General features: G+C 49.7%; 16 protein-coding genes and 1 tRNA gene. 15 read left to right on the forward strand and 2 right to left on the reverse strand.

What is annotated here, in order from left to right:
• Positions 1-94 precede the first annotated feature (94 nt).
• The 8 genes from catA to HCX92_RS08590 all read left to right on the forward strand — a co-directional run bounded on the left by catA (position 95) and on the right by HCX92_RS08590 (position 7977).
• The gene (gene catA, locus HCX92_RS08555; RefSeq protein WP_169294525.1) at positions 95-1015 is read left to right on the forward strand and encodes a catechol 1,2-dioxygenase; all 921 of its coding nucleotides are present in this window, start codon (positions 95-97) and stop codon (positions 1013-1015) included.
• A gap of 98 nt (positions 1016-1113) precedes the next feature.
• Positions 1114-2469, forward strand: a complete 1356-nt coding sequence (gene benA, locus HCX92_RS08560) for a benzoate 1,2-dioxygenase large subunit (protein WP_169294526.1) — start codon at positions 1114-1116, stop codon at positions 2467-2469.
• A complete protein-coding gene (gene benB, locus HCX92_RS08565) occupies positions 2469-2960 on the forward strand; it encodes a benzoate 1,2-dioxygenase small subunit (RefSeq protein ID WP_169294527.1) in 492 nt (163 codons plus the stop codon). Before benA ends, benB begins: the two co-directional genes overlap by 1 nt.
• A 78-nt stretch (positions 2961-3038) precedes the next feature.
• Positions 3039-4055 carry a benzoate 1,2-dioxygenase electron transfer component BenC gene (gene benC, locus HCX92_RS08570; RefSeq protein ID WP_169294528.1) on the forward strand — a complete coding sequence of 339 codons (1017 nt, stop codon included), beginning with the start codon at positions 3039-3041 and terminating at the stop codon, positions 4053-4055.
• Between the two features lie 3 nt (positions 4056-4058).
• A complete protein-coding gene (locus HCX92_RS08575; RefSeq protein ID WP_169294529.1) occupies positions 4059-4850 on the forward strand; it encodes a 1,6-dihydroxycyclohexa-2,4-diene-1-carboxylate dehydrogenase in 792 nt (263 codons plus the stop codon).
• Positions 4851-4856: 6 nt separating this feature from the next.
• Positions 4857-6092, forward strand: coding sequence for a benzoate/H(+) symporter BenE family transporter (locus HCX92_RS08580; RefSeq protein ID WP_169294530.1), 1236 nt, complete (start codon positions 4857-4859; stop codon positions 6090-6092).
• A 125-nt stretch (positions 6093-6217) separates the two neighbouring features.
• Positions 6218-7543, forward strand: coding sequence for an aromatic acid/H+ symport family MFS transporter (locus tag HCX92_RS08585; protein WP_169294531.1), 1326 nt, complete (start codon positions 6218-6220; stop codon positions 7541-7543).
• A 191-nt stretch (positions 7544-7734) separates the two neighbouring features.
• Positions 7735-7977 carry a DUF2789 domain-containing protein gene (locus HCX92_RS08590; protein WP_169294532.1) on the forward strand — a complete coding sequence of 81 codons (243 nt, stop codon included), beginning with the start codon at positions 7735-7737 and terminating at the stop codon, positions 7975-7977.
• A 126-nt stretch (positions 7978-8103) separates the two neighbouring features.
• Here HCX92_RS08590 and HCX92_RS08595 read toward each other — a convergent pair whose 3' ends face one another.
• A complete protein-coding gene (locus HCX92_RS08595; protein ID WP_169294533.1) occupies positions 8104-8310 on the reverse strand; it encodes a dodecin in 207 nt (68 codons plus the stop codon).
• A 248-nt stretch (positions 8311-8558) separates the two neighbouring features.
• Between HCX92_RS08595 and HCX92_RS08600 the strand changes: the two genes are divergently transcribed.
• From HCX92_RS08600 to HCX92_RS08630, 7 genes are all read left to right on the forward strand, one after another.
• A complete protein-coding gene (locus HCX92_RS08600) occupies positions 8559-8756 on the forward strand; it encodes a hypothetical protein (RefSeq protein ID WP_169294534.1) in 198 nt (65 codons plus the stop codon).
• A 230-nt stretch (positions 8757-8986) separates the two neighbouring features.
• Positions 8987-9071: transfer RNA gene (locus tag HCX92_RS08605), tRNA-Leu, on the forward strand.
• 201 nt (positions 9072-9272) lie between these two features.
• Positions 9273-10466 (forward strand): succinyldiaminopimelate transaminase, encoded by a 1194-nt coding sequence (dapC, locus tag HCX92_RS08610; RefSeq protein WP_169294535.1) that lies wholly within the window; start codon positions 9273-9275, stop codon positions 10464-10466.
• Between the two features lie 77 nt (positions 10467-10543).
• Positions 10544-11365: a 2,3,4,5-tetrahydropyridine-2,6-dicarboxylate N-succinyltransferase gene (gene dapD / locus HCX92_RS08615; protein ID WP_169294536.1), complete on the forward strand. Its 822-nt coding sequence runs from the start codon at positions 10544-10546 to the stop codon at positions 11363-11365.
• A gap of 5 nt (positions 11366-11370) precedes the next feature.
• The gene (dapE, locus tag HCX92_RS08620; RefSeq protein WP_169294537.1) at positions 11371-12501 is read left to right on the forward strand and encodes a succinyl-diaminopimelate desuccinylase; all 1131 of its coding nucleotides are present in this window, start codon (positions 11371-11373) and stop codon (positions 12499-12501) included.
• 28 nt (positions 12502-12529) lie between these two features.
• Positions 12530-13429: a 50S ribosomal protein L3 N(5)-glutamine methyltransferase gene (prmB, locus tag HCX92_RS08625; protein ID WP_169294538.1), complete on the forward strand. Its 900-nt coding sequence runs from the start codon at positions 12530-12532 to the stop codon at positions 13427-13429.
• Between the two features lie 26 nt (positions 13430-13455).
• Positions 13456-15384, forward strand: coding sequence for an ATP-binding cassette domain-containing protein (locus HCX92_RS08630; protein WP_169294539.1), 1929 nt, complete (start codon positions 13456-13458; stop codon positions 15382-15384).
• Between the two features lie 123 nt (positions 15385-15507).
• Here the strand turns inward: HCX92_RS08630 and HCX92_RS08635 are convergent, their stop codons facing one another.
• Entirely contained in the window at positions 15508-16149 is a 642-nt protein-coding gene (locus HCX92_RS08635) for a phosphoribosylanthranilate isomerase (RefSeq protein WP_169294540.1), read from the reverse strand.
• Positions 16150-16214 lie beyond the last annotated feature (65 nt).

Raw genomic sequence — 16214 nt, forward strand, 5'->3', positions numbered from 1 at the left:
AGATTAACCTTACGTCAAAATAATAAAAACCACCACCAAAATAACAGATATTGATTTAAATTTAAAGTTAACTGGATTTGTCAAAGGAGATAACATGAACCACGCTCAAATAGATCAACTGGTTAAAACCTTCATTCAGGACAAGGCAGAAGGCGATGTCAACCATCGCGTACAAACCGTTGTTGTCCGTTTGCTGGGCGATCTTTTCAAGGCCATTGAAGATCTTGACCTTCAGCCTGCTGAAATCTGGAAAGGCATTGAATACCTGACGGATGCCGGAAAAGCCAATGAGTTGGGCTTGCTGGCCGCAGGCCTGGGCCTGGAGCGCTTTATTGACATTCGGTCTGATGAAGCGGAAGCAAGACTGGGCCTGACTGGCGGAACACCCAGGACTATTGAAGGTCCATTGTATGTTGCCGGTGCCCCCGAGAGTATAGGATTTACCCGTATGGATGATGGCACCGAAAGCGACAAGGCTGACCCGTTGATCATCGAAGGTACGGTTTATGATGCAGACGGCAAACCCCTGCAAAATGCCAAAGTTGAAATCTGGCATGCCAATACCAATGGCTGTTATTCCTATTTTGACAAGTCCCAATCCGCTTTCAATTTGCGCCGTACCATCTACACCGACGCCAATGGCCACTACAAGGCACAAAGTATCATGCCCGTCGGCTATGCCTGTCCTCCTGAAGGCACCACCCAGGCGTTACTCGATATGCTTGGCCGTCACGGCAATCGTCCCGCCCATATCCATTATTTCATCTCGGCTCCCGGGCATCGCAAACTGACAACCCAGATCAATATCGATGGTGATGAATATCTGTGGGACGATTTTGCTTTTGCCAGCCGCGAAGGCCTGGTTCCACCTGTTAATGAAATCACCGATCCAGACCTGATTAAACAAAACGGCCTTGAACGTCCCTACAAAAACATCGTCTTTGATATTCATTTGTTGAAAGACATCCAGGAAGCCCCCTCTTCCGTTGTTGAGCGCCGCAGGGCTGCAGCCTGACACCCGGCTTTCCTGCCCACACCCCCCATTCAATTCCAATTGCCTGCCGCCCCTGGCCGCAGGCAAGCCAGATTTTTGCTTAAAAATGGAGAAAGCTGATGACTGCAGCACTGGAAACCCAGATAAATATCGACAATTTACTGATTGAAGACAAGGAAAAAGGCGACTATCGCGTCCACCGAAGCATCTTCACCAATCAGGAGTTGTTTGAACTGGAAATGAAACACATATTCGAAGGTAACTGGATTTACCTCGCCCATGAAAGCCAGATTCCGGAAATCAATGATTATTACACCACTTATATGGGACGCCAGCCCATAATTATTGCCCGCAACCGTCAGGGGGAACTGAACGCCTTCATTAATGCCTGTTCGCACCGGGGTGCGCAATTGTGCCGTTTCAAACGCGGCAACAAGGCAACCTATACCTGCCAGTTTCACGGCTGGACATTCAACAACAGTGGCAAACTGCTGAAAGTAAAGGATCCTGTTGAGGCCGGTTACCCGGAATGCTTCAACAAGGACGGCTCACATGACCTGAAAAAAGTGGCCCGTTTTGAGAACTATCGTGGCTTTCTGTTTGGCAGCCTGAACGAAGACGTCGTGCCCCTTGAAGAATTCCTGGGTGAGGCGGCAAAAATCATTGACATGATTGTAGACCAGTCGCCAGAAGGCCTTGAAGTGCTCAAAGGCTCTTCAACCTATACCTATGAAGGCAACTGGAAACTGACGGCCGAGAATGGCGCCGATGGCTACCATGTAACAGCGGTTCACTGGAATTATGCGGCAACCACCAACCAGCGCAAGGAAAAAGAAGCCCAGGAAGACAAAATCCGGGCCATGAGCGCCGGAAAATGGGGTCAGCAAGGCGGTGGTTTCTATGCTTTTGATTATGGTCATATGCTTTTGTGGACACAGTGGGCCAACCCTGAAGACCGCCCCAATTTCCCCAAAAAAGAAGACTACATCAAGAATTTTGGTGAAGAAAAAGCCAAATGGATGATTGAACGTTCACGCAACCTGTGCCTATACCCCAACGTTTACCTGATGGACCAGTTCGGTTCACAAATCCGGGTATTGCGCCCCCTGTCCGTTGACAAAACCGAAGTCACCATTTACTGCATTGCCCCCAAGGGTGAAAACAAGGAAGCCAGGGCCCGTCGCATCCGCCAATATGAAGACTTTTTCAATGCCAGCGGAATGGCCACCCCCGATGATCTGGAAGAGTTCCGCTCCTGCCAGGCTGGCTATAACGGCATTGCCATGGAGTGGAATGACATGAGCCGCGGTTCCGTACACTGGATCGATGGCCCCGATGAGGCAGCCGAAACCCTGGGACTGAAACCGGTCCTGAGCGGCCTGAAAACCGAAGATGAAGGCCTTTATACCGTTCAGCACAGATATTGGTCAGAAGTCATGAAAAAAGCTCTTGCACAGCAACAGGAGAAAAATTAATGAGCGCTATTCCTTACGAAACCATACAGCAATTCCTGTACAAAGAAGCACGCCTGCTTGATGATGCACAATGGGATGAGTGGTTAAACTGCTATGACCAGGATGCGCAATTCTGGATGCCCGCCTGGGACGATAACGATACCCTGACCACCAATCCCGAGCAGGAAATCTCCCTGATTTACTACCCTGACAGGGGTGGACTGGAAGACCGTGTTTTCAGGATCAAGACAGAGCGTTCCAGCGCCACATTGCCTGATACCCGTACCAGCCACAATATTTCCAACCTGGAAATTGAATCACAGGAAGGCAAGGTGGTGACCGTCCGGTTCAACTGGCATACACTGAGCTTTCGTTACAAAACCTGCTACAGTTATTTTGGCATGTCCCGTTACACGATTGATTTTTCCAATGCCGAACCCCTCATAAAACGCAAATATGTGGTTCTGAAAAACGATTACATCAACCAGCTGATTGATATTTATCACATTTAAATTCGGTGCCTGTCCGGCTAAGGACAGGCTTGCCCGAAAGCATTTTATTCATCTATCCCAAAACCCAGGAGAAATGTTGTGGAGCATACTATTGCACTGCAGTTTGAAGATGGTATAACCCGCTTCATTAGCTGTAAATCAGGCGAAACCGTGGCAGATGCCGCCTATCGCCAAAAGCTGAACATTCCATTGGATTGCCGCGACGGCGCTTGTGGCACATGCCGCAGCTTCTGCGAATCAGGCAATTACGACATGCCGGCAGAACTTTATATTGAAGATGCTCTGACTGAAGAAGAAGCGGAGCAAGGGTTTGTCCTGACCTGCCAGATGCGACCTACTTCCGACTGTGTGGTCAAGATTAACGCCTCCTCTGAAGCCTGCAAGACAGGCGTCACCCGTTTTGAAGGCACGCTTTCTTCGCTTGAAAAAGTTTCCGATTCAACGATTGCCTTCAGCATTCATCTTCCCAACCCGGAAAACCTGATTTACTTGCCCGGCCAATATGTCAACGTCCAGATTCCCGGCACGGACCTGACCCGTTCGTATTCATTCAGCTCGGCCCCTATGGACAAGAACAGCAGCTTTGTCGTACGCAATGTACCCCAAGGTAAAATGAGCACTTACCTGACCACGCAGGCCCAGGTTGGCCAGCCCATCTCGTTTACCGGTCCGTATGGCAGTTTTTACCTGCGCCCGGTCGTGCGCCCTGCCCTGTTCCTGGCAGGTGGTACCGGCATTGCCCCTTTCCTGTCCATGTTGGACAGCCTGGAGGTTTCAGGTTGCCATTACCCGGTCAACCTGGTGTTTGGCGTTACCAATGATAATGACCTGGTTGCACTTGAAAAACTGGACAGTCTCAGTGAGAAACACGACTGGTTCAACTATACAACCTGTGTGGTGGCCGAAGAAAGCCAGCACCCAAGAAAAGGCTATGTCACCCAGCATATCGAAAAAGAATGGCTGAATGAAGGGGAGGTTGACATTTACCTGTGTGGCCCCGTCCCCATGGTGGAAGCCGTGCGCGGCTGGCTGGAACAGGAAAACCTGATACCCAAAAACTTCCATTATGAAAAATTTTCACCCAGCGAGGCCTAATCCATGAACCGGAATGCACGCTTTGAAAATAAGGTTGTTATTGTTACGGGCGCTGCCCAGGGCATTGGAGAAGGCGTGGCCACTGCCATTGCTGCCGAAGGTGGTAAAGTCATCCTGGCAGACCGCAATCTGCTGGTGCAGGACGTTGCCAAACGCATCAATGACAATAACGGGCAAGCCCATGCGGTGCTGGCTGACCTGGAAACCTGGGAAGGCGCCCAGGGTGTCGCCAATAGTGCCCTTGAGATATACGGCAAAATTGATGTCTCGATTCATAACGTAGGAGGCACCATCTGGGCCAAACCCTATCAGGAATATGCGCCCGACGAAATCCTGGCAGAAGTGAACCGTTCTTTGTTTCCCACGCTATGGAGCTGCCGCGCCGTTTTGCCCACCATGATCAGCCAGAAAAGCGGTGTTATTGTGAACATTTCATCCATTGCCACGCGCAGTATCCATCGCATCCCCTACGCGGCAGCCAAAGGCGGTGTCAATGCCATGACCATGAGCCTTGCCATGGAGCATGCTGAAAACAACATTCGCATCAACGCGATTGCCACGGGAGGCACCGAAGCGCCACCGCGTCAAATACCCCGCAACCCAAAACCGTTATCAGAACAGGAGAAAGTCTGGTACCAGGCCATTGTTGACCAGACGGTATCAAGCAGCCTGATGAAGCGCTATGGGACCATACAGGAACAGATTAACGCCATTCTTTTCCTGGCCTCTGATGAAGCCAGCTACATCACCGGCACGGTGTTGCCTGTTGGCGGCGGCGACCTGGGAATGGGGTAAACCGTCATGAATGACAGGCTAGACAAGGTACATACCGGGCAAAAATATCCCTTAAAACAAAAAACCACTGATTGGTCAATTTCCGCTATCGTTTCCGGATTCCTGGCCGTACTTATTTCCTATGCCGGCCCCCTGGTTATATTTTTCCAGGCGGCCTCCATGGGCAATATTTCCAATGACATGATGGTTTCATGGGTCTGGGGCATTTCCATCGGTGCCGGCATTTCGGGTATTTTTCTTAGCTGGTGGCTTAAAGTACCTGTGGTCACCGCCTGGTCAGCCCCCGGCACGGTGTTGCTGATATCCCTTTTCCCGGAAATTACCATGGGCCAGGTCGTGGGTGCTTACCTGAGTTCGGCCCTGCTGCTGTTTATCATTGGTATTACCGGCTACTTTGACAAGGCGGTTCGCCTGATTCCCCAGGGCATTGCCGCGGGCATGATTGCCGGTATTTTATTGCAGTTCGGGCTGCGGGCCTTTGAGGCCAGCGCCCTGTCCCCCTTGCTGTCCGTGGGGATGATTCTGGCCTATATTCTGTCCCGGCGTTACCTGCCCCGCTACAACATTGTCATTGTAGCCATTGTGGGTTTTACCATTGCCTTTTTACTGGACAAAACCAACCTGGGCATTTTGTCCCCAAAATTGGCCATGCCGGTTTTGATTGCGCCCGAGTTTGATCTGGCGACATTCCTGAGCTTTACCATCCCGCTCACTCTGGTCAGCCTGACCGGCCAATTCCTGCCTGGCATGACGATCCTGAATCTGGCGGGATACCGGGTACCGGCCAAGGCCATTATTGTTATTACTGCCCTGGCCTCTGCAATGGTTGCCTTTACCGGTGGTATCACCATTGTCCTGGCTGCCATTACAGCGGCCATCTGCACCGGTAAAGATGCCCACGAAGACCCGAGTAAAAGGTATGTCGCTGGCATTTCAAACGGGCTTTTCTATCTCATCGGCGGGCTTTTCGCGGGCACCATCGTGATGCTCTTCACGGCCTTGCCCAAGGAACTGATTACCATTCTGGCCGGACTGGCCCTGATTGGCGCCATTACAGCCAACCTGACCATTGTTATTGAAGACACGAAACACCGCGAAGCTTCACTGATTACTTTTCTGGCCACTGCCTCAGGCATGTCCATGTGGGGTCTGGGCTCGGCCTTCTGGGGGATTGTTATCGGATTGCTAGCATTTTTCATCATGAACAGCAAAACAGCCTTAACCGACAAAAAAACATCCTGAAAACACTGAGTATCAATCACTAAAACACCGCTTAATGAAATAAAAAAAACTCAATGTAACAAAAAATTTTTCAGTAACCACTTTTAAAAAAATATTTGCAGTTATATCAACAAGGAGGAAGGAAAATGAGGAAAGTTGACATAAACCATGTCATTGACGAGGCAAAATTCAGGTCGTTTCACTGGAATGTATTATTCTGGTGCACCCTGATCATTATTTTTGATGGTTATGACCTGGTTATTTATGGTGTGGTTCTGCCGATCCTGATGGATCAATGGCAACTGACGCCGATTGAAGCGGGCTCCCTGGGCAGTATTGCCCTGTTCGGCATGATGGTGGGGGCCATGACATTGGGTACGGCATCCGATAAATTCGGGCGTAAAAAAATGATTCTGCTCTGTATCATTTTATTCAGCCTGTTTACATTTCTTTGCGGCTTTGCCCAAACCCCCGGCCAATTTGCCGTGATGCGGTTCATCGCGGGTCTGGGCATTGGAGGCGTAATGCCCAATGTCGTGGCCCTGATTTCCGAATATGCGCCCAAAAAAATCCGTAGCACACTGGTTGCCCTCATGTTTAGCGGCTATGCGGTTGGCGGCATGTTATCGGCCGGCCTGGGTATCTGGATTGTGCCAACTTGGGGCTGGGAAATTATGTTCTATCTGGGTTGCATTCCACTGCTTCTGTTGCCACTGATCATGAAGCTGCTGCCCGAGTCACTGGGTTTCCTGTTACGGGACAATAAAGATAACCAGGTTAAAACGATTCTGGCCAAAATCGATCCTCAAATCGTTGCCACCCATCAATATGAACTGGTCCGCCAGGAAGTGGTTGCCAGGAAAATACCCATTCTGGACTTATTCAGTGAAAAACGGGCAATCAGTACCATTGCTTTCTGGATCAGCTTTTTCATGTGCCTACTCATGGTGTATGCCCTTGGCTCCTGGTTACCCAAATTAATGCAAACCGCTGGCTACCCTTTGAAATCAGGTCTGATGTTCCTGTTTGCCATGAACATTGGCGGCATGATAGGTGCCATCCTGGGCGGCCACATGTCCGATAAATTCAACCTGAAGAGCGTACTGGTCACCTTCTTCATTTTGGGTGCCATCGCCATTACCCTGCTTGGCTTTCGCAGCAACACCTATTTCCTGTATTTTCTGGTCATGATCGCCGGCGCAGCCACGATCGGCTCACAAATCCTGCTTTATACCTATGTGGCGCAATATTATCCCATGCATATCCGTTCCACCGGCCTGGGCTGGGCGTCGGGTGTGGGAAGAATTGGCGCCATTGTAGGACCCATGTTGGGCGGTGTATTGATGCAACTTAGCCTGCCCCATCACCAGAATTTCATGGCTTTTGCCGTACCGGGTATTATTGCCGCACTGGCCATTGCCTTGGTGGGATTGAAGTTTTACGAAACCCGAAAAGTAGCTGTTAAATCTTAACGCATCCTGAAAATTGCCTGGATGTTTGAAAAATTGGCCTGAATTGATATCAGGCCAATTTTGTTTATGACAAGCATTTGAAACAATAACCATGCGGGGTTTTCCATTGCCATCTCCATCATCTGCGCTTGCCAAACCCGATAAAAGGTATTAAAAAGATCGTGTAAAGACAAACTTCATAAAGGATCACCATGGAAAAGTCATATCACCGTTTTTCGGAATTATTTGCCCAACTTGGTTTGCCGTCCGATGAAGCGGGCATACGCCATTTTCTGGTTCAGCATTCTCCACTGCCTCCCGATATTCTGCTCGAGGATGCCCCATTCTGGAACGAAGCGCAGGCAGCCTTGCTCAGGGAAGAGAAAATTGAAGATGCCGACTGGGCTGAAGTGATCGATCAACTTGACAATGCTCTCCGGGAAAATTTGAACTGAAAAACCATTCGTTCAATTGTGTCGACCTGCCCGCCAGACCGACAAACGGGTAACAAAAAAGGTCTGGTGTTATACCAGACCTTTTCTTTGGAAACTGCCCCATTTTAACAGGCGGGCCTTCTGCCGTTACTCTAACGTGAAACCCACTTTGATGGATACCTGCCAATGAGCCACTTTACCCTCTACCACATGCCCCCGCGTTTCCGTAACGGTAAACCATTGAATATTCCTGATGGTTTCATGGGCTTTTGCCAAGGCATTACTCACGGCATCTTCAATACTTGTCTTGGATGATCCCGTCAATTCAATTTGTTTATATACATGATCACTCATCACACTTCTCCTTAAACAATGGGAATTAAGAATATAGTAGTCCGTTAAGCTTATTTATTCAACAAAAGCCTTTTCCGTATTTCATAACAAATATCAATTTTTGAAAACATTTGATATTTATTAACATGCTTTTTTATAATAAAAGTGCATAATGAAACTGGCGGCAATATCCGTGCGAATACCCGTCACGCATTGTCATTACCAACGAAACCAATAAAACTTATCTAAATCAAACCGAGAAACCACCTATGAGGCCCATTATAAAAAACCAGGAGCAACTGAATGAAAAAGACACAATACAAGAGAATGAGGCTCAACAGGAACCAGACACAGAAGAATGGGCCAAAAGCAATTTAAGTTGGTTGAGTCAATCTGAATACCGAAGATACCTGGATTTACTTGAAGAACAAAACCTGATTAAGGATCTGGACAGCACTGGCGACTAGCACTAGCAAGCCTAGCCTATGCCACATACCGAAAAACCATTTTTCTTGTGCAGGATATTATGGTTTTTATCTGAAACCATAAAACTCGAATAAGACCTGATCCATTAAAACCAAGGTGATTTATTGTTTTTTAACCACAAAAAATCAATAAAACTCATAAATTCACAATATTCTCAGTACTTTATCTTGCCAGAAACCAGATAAATGAATTATATTACTTCTTCTTTGTTGCGAGCGTGGCGGAATTGGTAGACGCACTGGATTTAGGTTCCAGCGCCGAAAGGTGTGAGAGTTCGAGTCTCTCCGCTCGCACCATAAGAAATCATAAAAAACACCCTCTCCTTATCAGTGCATTCGTCACTGTCAGCCCCCCCTTAGTCTGCGTGTTTCAAATTGCCTATTTTTTGAGGCCATATTCATTTTTTCAAACAAAACAAAAGCAAATCCAGTGATAGAATGATGTGTCCTGCATAATAAAAAACAAGACCTTGCAACCCAAACGGACATTTCAATCACATGAATGCCAGACTAGATTTACTACAGCCCTATCCCTTCACAAAACTCAGGACATTGCTTGCCAATGCCACCCCTCCCACACACAACACGCACATCAATCTATCTATTGGCGAGCCCAAACACGCTACCCCAGCGCTGATTGAAGAGGCCATTAAAAACAATCTTTCCGGCCTGTCTTCCTATCCGCCCACCAAAGGGGATCCGGCTTTACGCCAGGCTATCGCCAACTGGATAGCCCGTCGCTACGATATTCCTGCCCCTGATATTGAAACCCAGGTTCTACCCTGCACCGGTTCACGCGAGGCACTTTTTTCCTTCACGCAAGCCATGATCAACGGCGGACCGAACAGCCTGGTTGTTTGCCCCAACCCGTTTTACCAAATCTACGAAGGAGCAGCCCTGCTCGCGGGTGCCACCCCTTACTATCTGAATGCAGACCCCGCCAAAAATTTTGGCAGCAACTGGTCTAGCGTCACGGCGGATGTCTGGGAAAAAACCGAACTGGTATTTGTATGCTCTCCCGGCAACCCCGCGGGCAATGTCATGCCACTTGAAGACTGGAAAACCCTGTTTGCACTGTCTGACCGCTATGGCTTTATCATCGCCTCAGATGAGTGTTATTCAGAAATTTATTTCTCCGATGAAAACAAGCCAATAGGCGGCCTGCAGGCAGCCCAACTGGCAGGACGCCCCGACTACCCCAATCTGGTCTGTTTTTCCAGTCTGTCCAAACGATCCAATGTTCCCGGCATGCGTTCGGGCTTCGTGGCTGGCGATGCCCGCCTGCTGGAAAAATTCCTGCTATACAGAACCTATCATGGCAGCGCCATGAGTCCGGTATTCAGCGCCGCCAGTATTGCCGCCTGGAATGATGAGGCGCATGTCGCACAAAACCGCGCCCGGTATAAAGCCAAATTTGAAGCGGTGTACCCCATTTTGGCCAACGTCCTGGACGTAAAAATGCCCGACGCTTCTTTTTACCTTTGGGCACGCACCCCTATGCCCGATGACGAATTCACACTGCAATTATTTGAACAAGAGCACGTCACCGTTTTACCAGGCAGCTATCTGGCACGCGATGCCCATGGCATTAACCCGGGCAGAAACCGCATTCGCATTGCCCTGGTTGCTCCTCTTGAGCAATGCCTTGAGGGTGCGCAACGGATGGCCCGCTTTATTAAAAACAACCGTTGAAAGCACGCCTCATCAGCATGTGAACCCATTTATTCGACACCCTTTTCCAACACAACCTCCCCACCGGGAAAAATATCATGAACTGCGCATTGCAAAACACAATTGAACAAGCATGGGAAAACCGTAACGAGCTGTCACCATCAAATGTCAGCCCTGAAGTGCGAGATGCCATAGAAACGGCCTTGGCCGGTCTGGATAACGGCAGCCTTCGCGTCGCAGAAAAAAAACAAACAGAATGGGTTGTCAACCAATGGTTGAAGCAAGCCGTTTTATTATCTTTCCGGATCCAGGACAATGAAATCATGAATCACGCACCCATGCAGTTTTATGACAAGGTGCCACTCAAGTTTCAAAACCATACCGCCACGGATTTTGCCAACGGCGGCTTCCGGGTCGTGCCACCGGCCATTGCCAGACGTGGCGCATTTATCGGAAAAAATGTAGTCCTCATGCCATCATATGTAAATATTGGTGCTTATGTCGATGAAGGCACCATGGTGGACACCTGGGCAACCGTTGGCTCCTGCGCCCAAATTGGAAAAAACGTTCACCTGAGCGGTGGCGTAGGCATCGGCGGTGTGCTGGAGCCTTTGCAGGCCAACCCCACCATTATTGAAGACAACTGTTTTATCGGTGCCCGCTCGGAAGTGGTTGAAGGGGTCATTGTAGAAGAGAATTCGGTTCTGGCCATGGGTGTATTCCTTTCCCAAAGCACCAAAATTTATAACCGTGAAACGGGTGAAATCACATACGGTCGCATTCCGTCTGGCTCTGTGGTCGTTCCTGGCTCCCTGCCTTCTGCCGATGGCTCACACAGCCTTGCCTGCGCAGTCATCGTAAAACGGGTTGATGCACAAACCCGCTCCAAAACCAGTATCAACGACTTGCTAAGGGCTTGATTGACATGACAACAGCTGTGCTTGACCTGGCCAAAGATCTGATCAGCCGCGCTTCGGTAACCCCGCAAGACCAGGATTGCCAGGATTTAATCTCCACCTATCTGGCCCCTTTGGGGTTTATTGCAGAAAACATGCGCTTTGAAGAGGTCGACAATCTCTGGCTCAGGAAAGGCACAGCGTCTCCGGTACTAGTATTTGCCGGGCACACGGACGTTGTCCCTACCGGCCCGCTTGAAAAATGGGACACCGATCCTTTTACCCCAACTGAAAAAAACGGCATCTTGTACGGACGCGGGGCCGCTGACATGAAAAGCTCGATTGCCGCTTTTATGGTGGCCACCAAAGAGTTTGTGCAGGCCCATCCCCATCACAAAGGCTCTATTGCCATGCTGATTACCGCTGACGAAGAAGGGCCTTCGGTTAACGGCACCGTCAAGGTTTGTGACGCATTAAAGGCACGAAATGAAAGTCTTGACTATTGTATTGTGGGTGAACCCACTTCAGACCAGCAACTGGGTGATGTGGTTAAAAACGGGCGCCGGGGTTCCCTCAACGGAGAGCTGATCATCAAGGGAAAACAGGGGCATGTTGCCTACCCACACCTGGCCCGCAATCCGATTCACCTGTGCGCAGCCGCCCTTGATGAATTGGCCAGGACTGAATGGGATCAGGGCAATGAATACTTTCCGCCCACCACCTTCCAGATTTCCAATTTTCATGCAGGCACCGGCGCCAGCAATGTCGTGCCCGGTGAGGCCCGCATTTTATTCAACTTCCGTTTTTCAACCGCCAGCACCGCCGAGCAGCTTAAAAACCGGGTTAACACAATCTTAACAAAGCATGGGTTAGAATATAGCCTGACTTGGACACTCAGCGGAGAGCCCTTCCTGACGCCAAGGGCAGAATTAAGCAATGCCATTGCCAAGGCGATTATGGATGAAACCGGTATCAACACCGAATTATCCACGACCGGTGGTACCTCTGATGGACGTTTCATTGCCAAAATTTGCCCGCAAGTGATTGAATTCGGCCCGATAAACGCCAGTATTCACCAAGTCAACGAACACATCGCCATCAATACGCTGGAACCCCTGAAAAACATTTACCGTCGCACACTCGAACATCTTCTGCTTTAATTATTTACTTTGCACTTAACTGCCCTTCATGACAAAAACTCATAACGAACTTAAAACCGTCCGGGACATGATCCGCTTTGCGGTCTCCCAATTCAACCAAGCCAAGCTGTCTTTTGGCCATGGCTCCGACAGCGCATGGGATGAAGCGGTTTACCTTGTTTTGCATACCCTGAATCTGCCGCTTGATACGCTGGACCCGTTTCTGGATGCGCGTTTACTCGAAGAAGAAAAAAAACGTTGCCTCAAGCTGATAGACCAACGCGTCAAGAAACGGATCCCCTTGGCCTATTTGCTTGGTGAGGCATGGCTGCAAGGACACAAGTTCATTGCCGACAAACGGGTCATCGTTCCCCGTTCGCCCATTTCAGAGTTGCTTTCAGAACAATTGACCCCCTGGGTGATTGATCCTGAAAATACCGCCGATATTCTGGATATGTGCACTGGCTCCGGATGTCTGGCCATATTGGCGGCACTGGCCTTTCCGAATGCCACCGTTGATGCGGTTGATATTTCCCACTATGCGATCCGTCTGGCACACTTGAATGTGGCCATGTATGGCCTTGAAGACCGGGTAAATGTGATACAAAGCGATTTGTTTGAAGCGCTAGGCCAGAAGCAATATGATTTTATTATTTGCAACCCGCCCTATGTAAACAGCACTTCCATGAAAACCTTGCCTGTTGAATACCAGAATGAGCCGGAATTGGCCCTGGACGGTGGAGAGGACGGCATGGCGCTTATCCGCCGGATTTTAAAACTATCCCCCTGCCACCTTAAAGATGATGGTTTCATCGTATTGGAAATTGGCCATGAATATGAAAACTTCATCAATGCCTTCCCGACCCTGGATCCTGTTTTTCTTGAAACGGCAACAACTTCACACTGCATCCTGTTATTGAACCGGTCCCAGTTGCTGACCCTGGAATAAGAAACTTCTTTTTATCTGGATTTATTTTGATTCGCTCTACCGGCCTCACACTAAGACGAGGCACAAAAGTATTATTGGATAACGCCGAATTTGTCATACACCCCGGAGAACGGGTAGGTATCGTCGGTAAAAACGGAGCCGGAAAATCCACCCTGTTTGCCCTGTTACAGGGTGAGCTGGATCAGGATGCCGGTTCGCTAACAATGCCAGACACCTGGCGCATCGCTAGTGTCCGCCAGGAAGTGGTTTCCAGTGACCAGCCTGCCCGGGAATTTGTCATTGACGGTGACACGCATCTTCGTGCCTTGCAGGCTGAACGCGCACAGGTGGATGAACACGATGGCACAAGAATTGCCGAACTGGAATCTGCCCTGATAGAAGCGGATGCCTGGAGCGCTCCCTCACGCGCTGAGCAATTGCTGGCGGGTCTGGGGTTCAGGCCAGACCAATGGATGAATCCGGTCAACAGCTTTTCAGGGGGGTGGCAAATGCGCCTTGCCCTGGCTCGCGCCTTAATGGCACCTTCCGAATTGCTGCTGCTTGATGAACCCACCAACCACCTTGACCTTGACGCCATGCTGTGGCTTGAAAAATGGCTGGCCGCTTACCAGGGTACGGTCGTGCTGATTTCCCACGATACCGAATTTCTGGATGCGGTGGCCAAAGTGATCCTGCATTTTGACCAATGCAAGCTGGTGCGTTACAAAGGCGGCTATGAAGACTTCCTGACACAGCGCGCCGAACGCCTGAAACAGGCACAAATCGCCATAGACCGCCAGGCACGGGAAAGCGCCCGTTTGCAAGGCTTTATCGACCGCTTCAAAGCCAAGGCAAGCAAAGCCAAACAGGCACAAAGCCGTGTCAAGGCACTGGCCCGCATGGAAAAACTGGCCCCACTGCAAATGGAGTCCGGGATCAGCATTCATATTCCCTCTCCGGCCAATATGCCAGACCCGCTTTTGGTGCTGGATAAACTGTCTACCGGCTACACCTGTGAAAATGGCGAACCTAAAACGGTTCTGTCCGATGTCACCCTGATGGTCCGGGGTGGTGCCCGAATTGGCGTACTGGGCGTTAACGGTGCGGGTAAAAGTACGCTTATCAAAACCATTGCCGGCGAGCTGGCACCGCTGGCTGGTCAATACAAGCCGTCCAAAGGGATGGAAATTGGTTATTTTGCCCAGCAACAGCTTGATATGCTGGATCTGGACGCCACGCCCTTGCAGCATCTGGCCCGGATTGCGCCCGATACCCGTGAACAGGAGCTGCGCAACTATCTGGGCGGTTTCGGTTTTGGCGGTGATAGCGTCAATTCCAAAGTAGCCCCGTTTTCTGGTGGTGAAAAAGCCCGTTTGGCCCTGTCATTAATTGTCTGGCAAAAGCCCAACCTGCTTTTGCTTGACGAACCCAGCAACCACCTTGATGTTGATACCCGTGAAGCATTGGCCACGGCCCTGGCTGAATTCAACGGCAGCATGCTGATGGTTTCACACGACCGGCACCTTTTACGCACCACCGTGGACAGTTTCTGGATTGTGGCCGATGGCAAGGTTCAGGAATTTGACGGTGACCTGGAAGATTACCGTGACTGGCTGAACCAGCGTAACCAGGCTGAGCGTAGCGAAGCCCGCCAGGAAGCGGCAGAAAACAACGGCAAGGACAGTATTGACCGCAAGGCGCAAAAACGACTGGAAGCTGAAGAACGCCAGCGCCTTTCAGCCTTGCGCAAGCCTTTGGAAAGCAAGCTCAAGAAAGTGGAAAGCGAGATGATCAAAAGCCAAAAGCGGCTGGAAGAGATTGACTTGCTCATTGCCGATGAGTCTTTTTACGCCGATGAGCGACGCGATGAGCGCGTTAAGGTGCTTAACGAGCATGGAGAACTCAGCAAGCGTCATAATGAGCTGGAAGAGGAATGGCTAATGCTGCAGGAAGAAATAGAAGCACTTGCCATGTAATATGCGTTCCCACGCGGGAGTGAACTGTCCCCAAAAAGTTGGACCCCCATTCAAATTTTTTGGGGTCAGTTCAGAGCGTGGGAATGGAAATCCTTGCACATGCCAGGGTTTGCTTTCAGCAACTCAGGCGTTTACCACCTGCTCCATGAAGACACGGGTTTTTTCTGCTGATTTCACCCCAGGTGCAGACTCTACCCCACTGCTCAAATCAATGGCGTAGGGTTTTACATCCCTGATGAGTTGCTGCACATTACCGGCATTCAGGCCACCGGCAATGATGATTTTTCTGGCTGGCAGAATTTCACGCACTTTTTCCAGCAAAGACAAGTCAAAGGTCAAGCCCGAACCACCATATCCTGCACTGTAAGCATCAAACAAAAAACCGCTGGCATTAGGGTATTTTTGTACCTCTCGGGCAACCGCGTCTGGCGAAAGCAATGAACCCCCGCCAACCCTTAATGCCCGGATATAGGGAAACCGGAACTGCTCACAAAACTCAGCGGATTCATCACCATGAAACTGCAATAAAGTGGGTTTGACATCATGAATGATTTGTTCTATGTCTGCCTGGCTGGCATTAACCACCAGCACCACGGCAGAAACAAAAGCGGGAATCTCGCGACGCAATAAAACAGCCTCTTGCACGCTGACTGCCCGTTTACTGCTGGCATAAACAACCAGACCAATGGCATCTGCACCTGCATCAGCCACCATATGGATGTCTTCTTTGCTGCGCAAGCCGCAAATTTTTACCCGTGTTCTCATAATGAATGTATGTCCAGGATGCTTTTTTTGTAAAAAGCCACAAACTTATTTGAAATTAATTACTT

The sequence above is a fragment of the Advenella sp. EE-W14 genome, from assembly GCF_012923605.1.
GTDB lineage: Bacteria > Pseudomonadota > Gammaproteobacteria > Burkholderiales > Burkholderiaceae_B > Advenella > Advenella alkanexedens.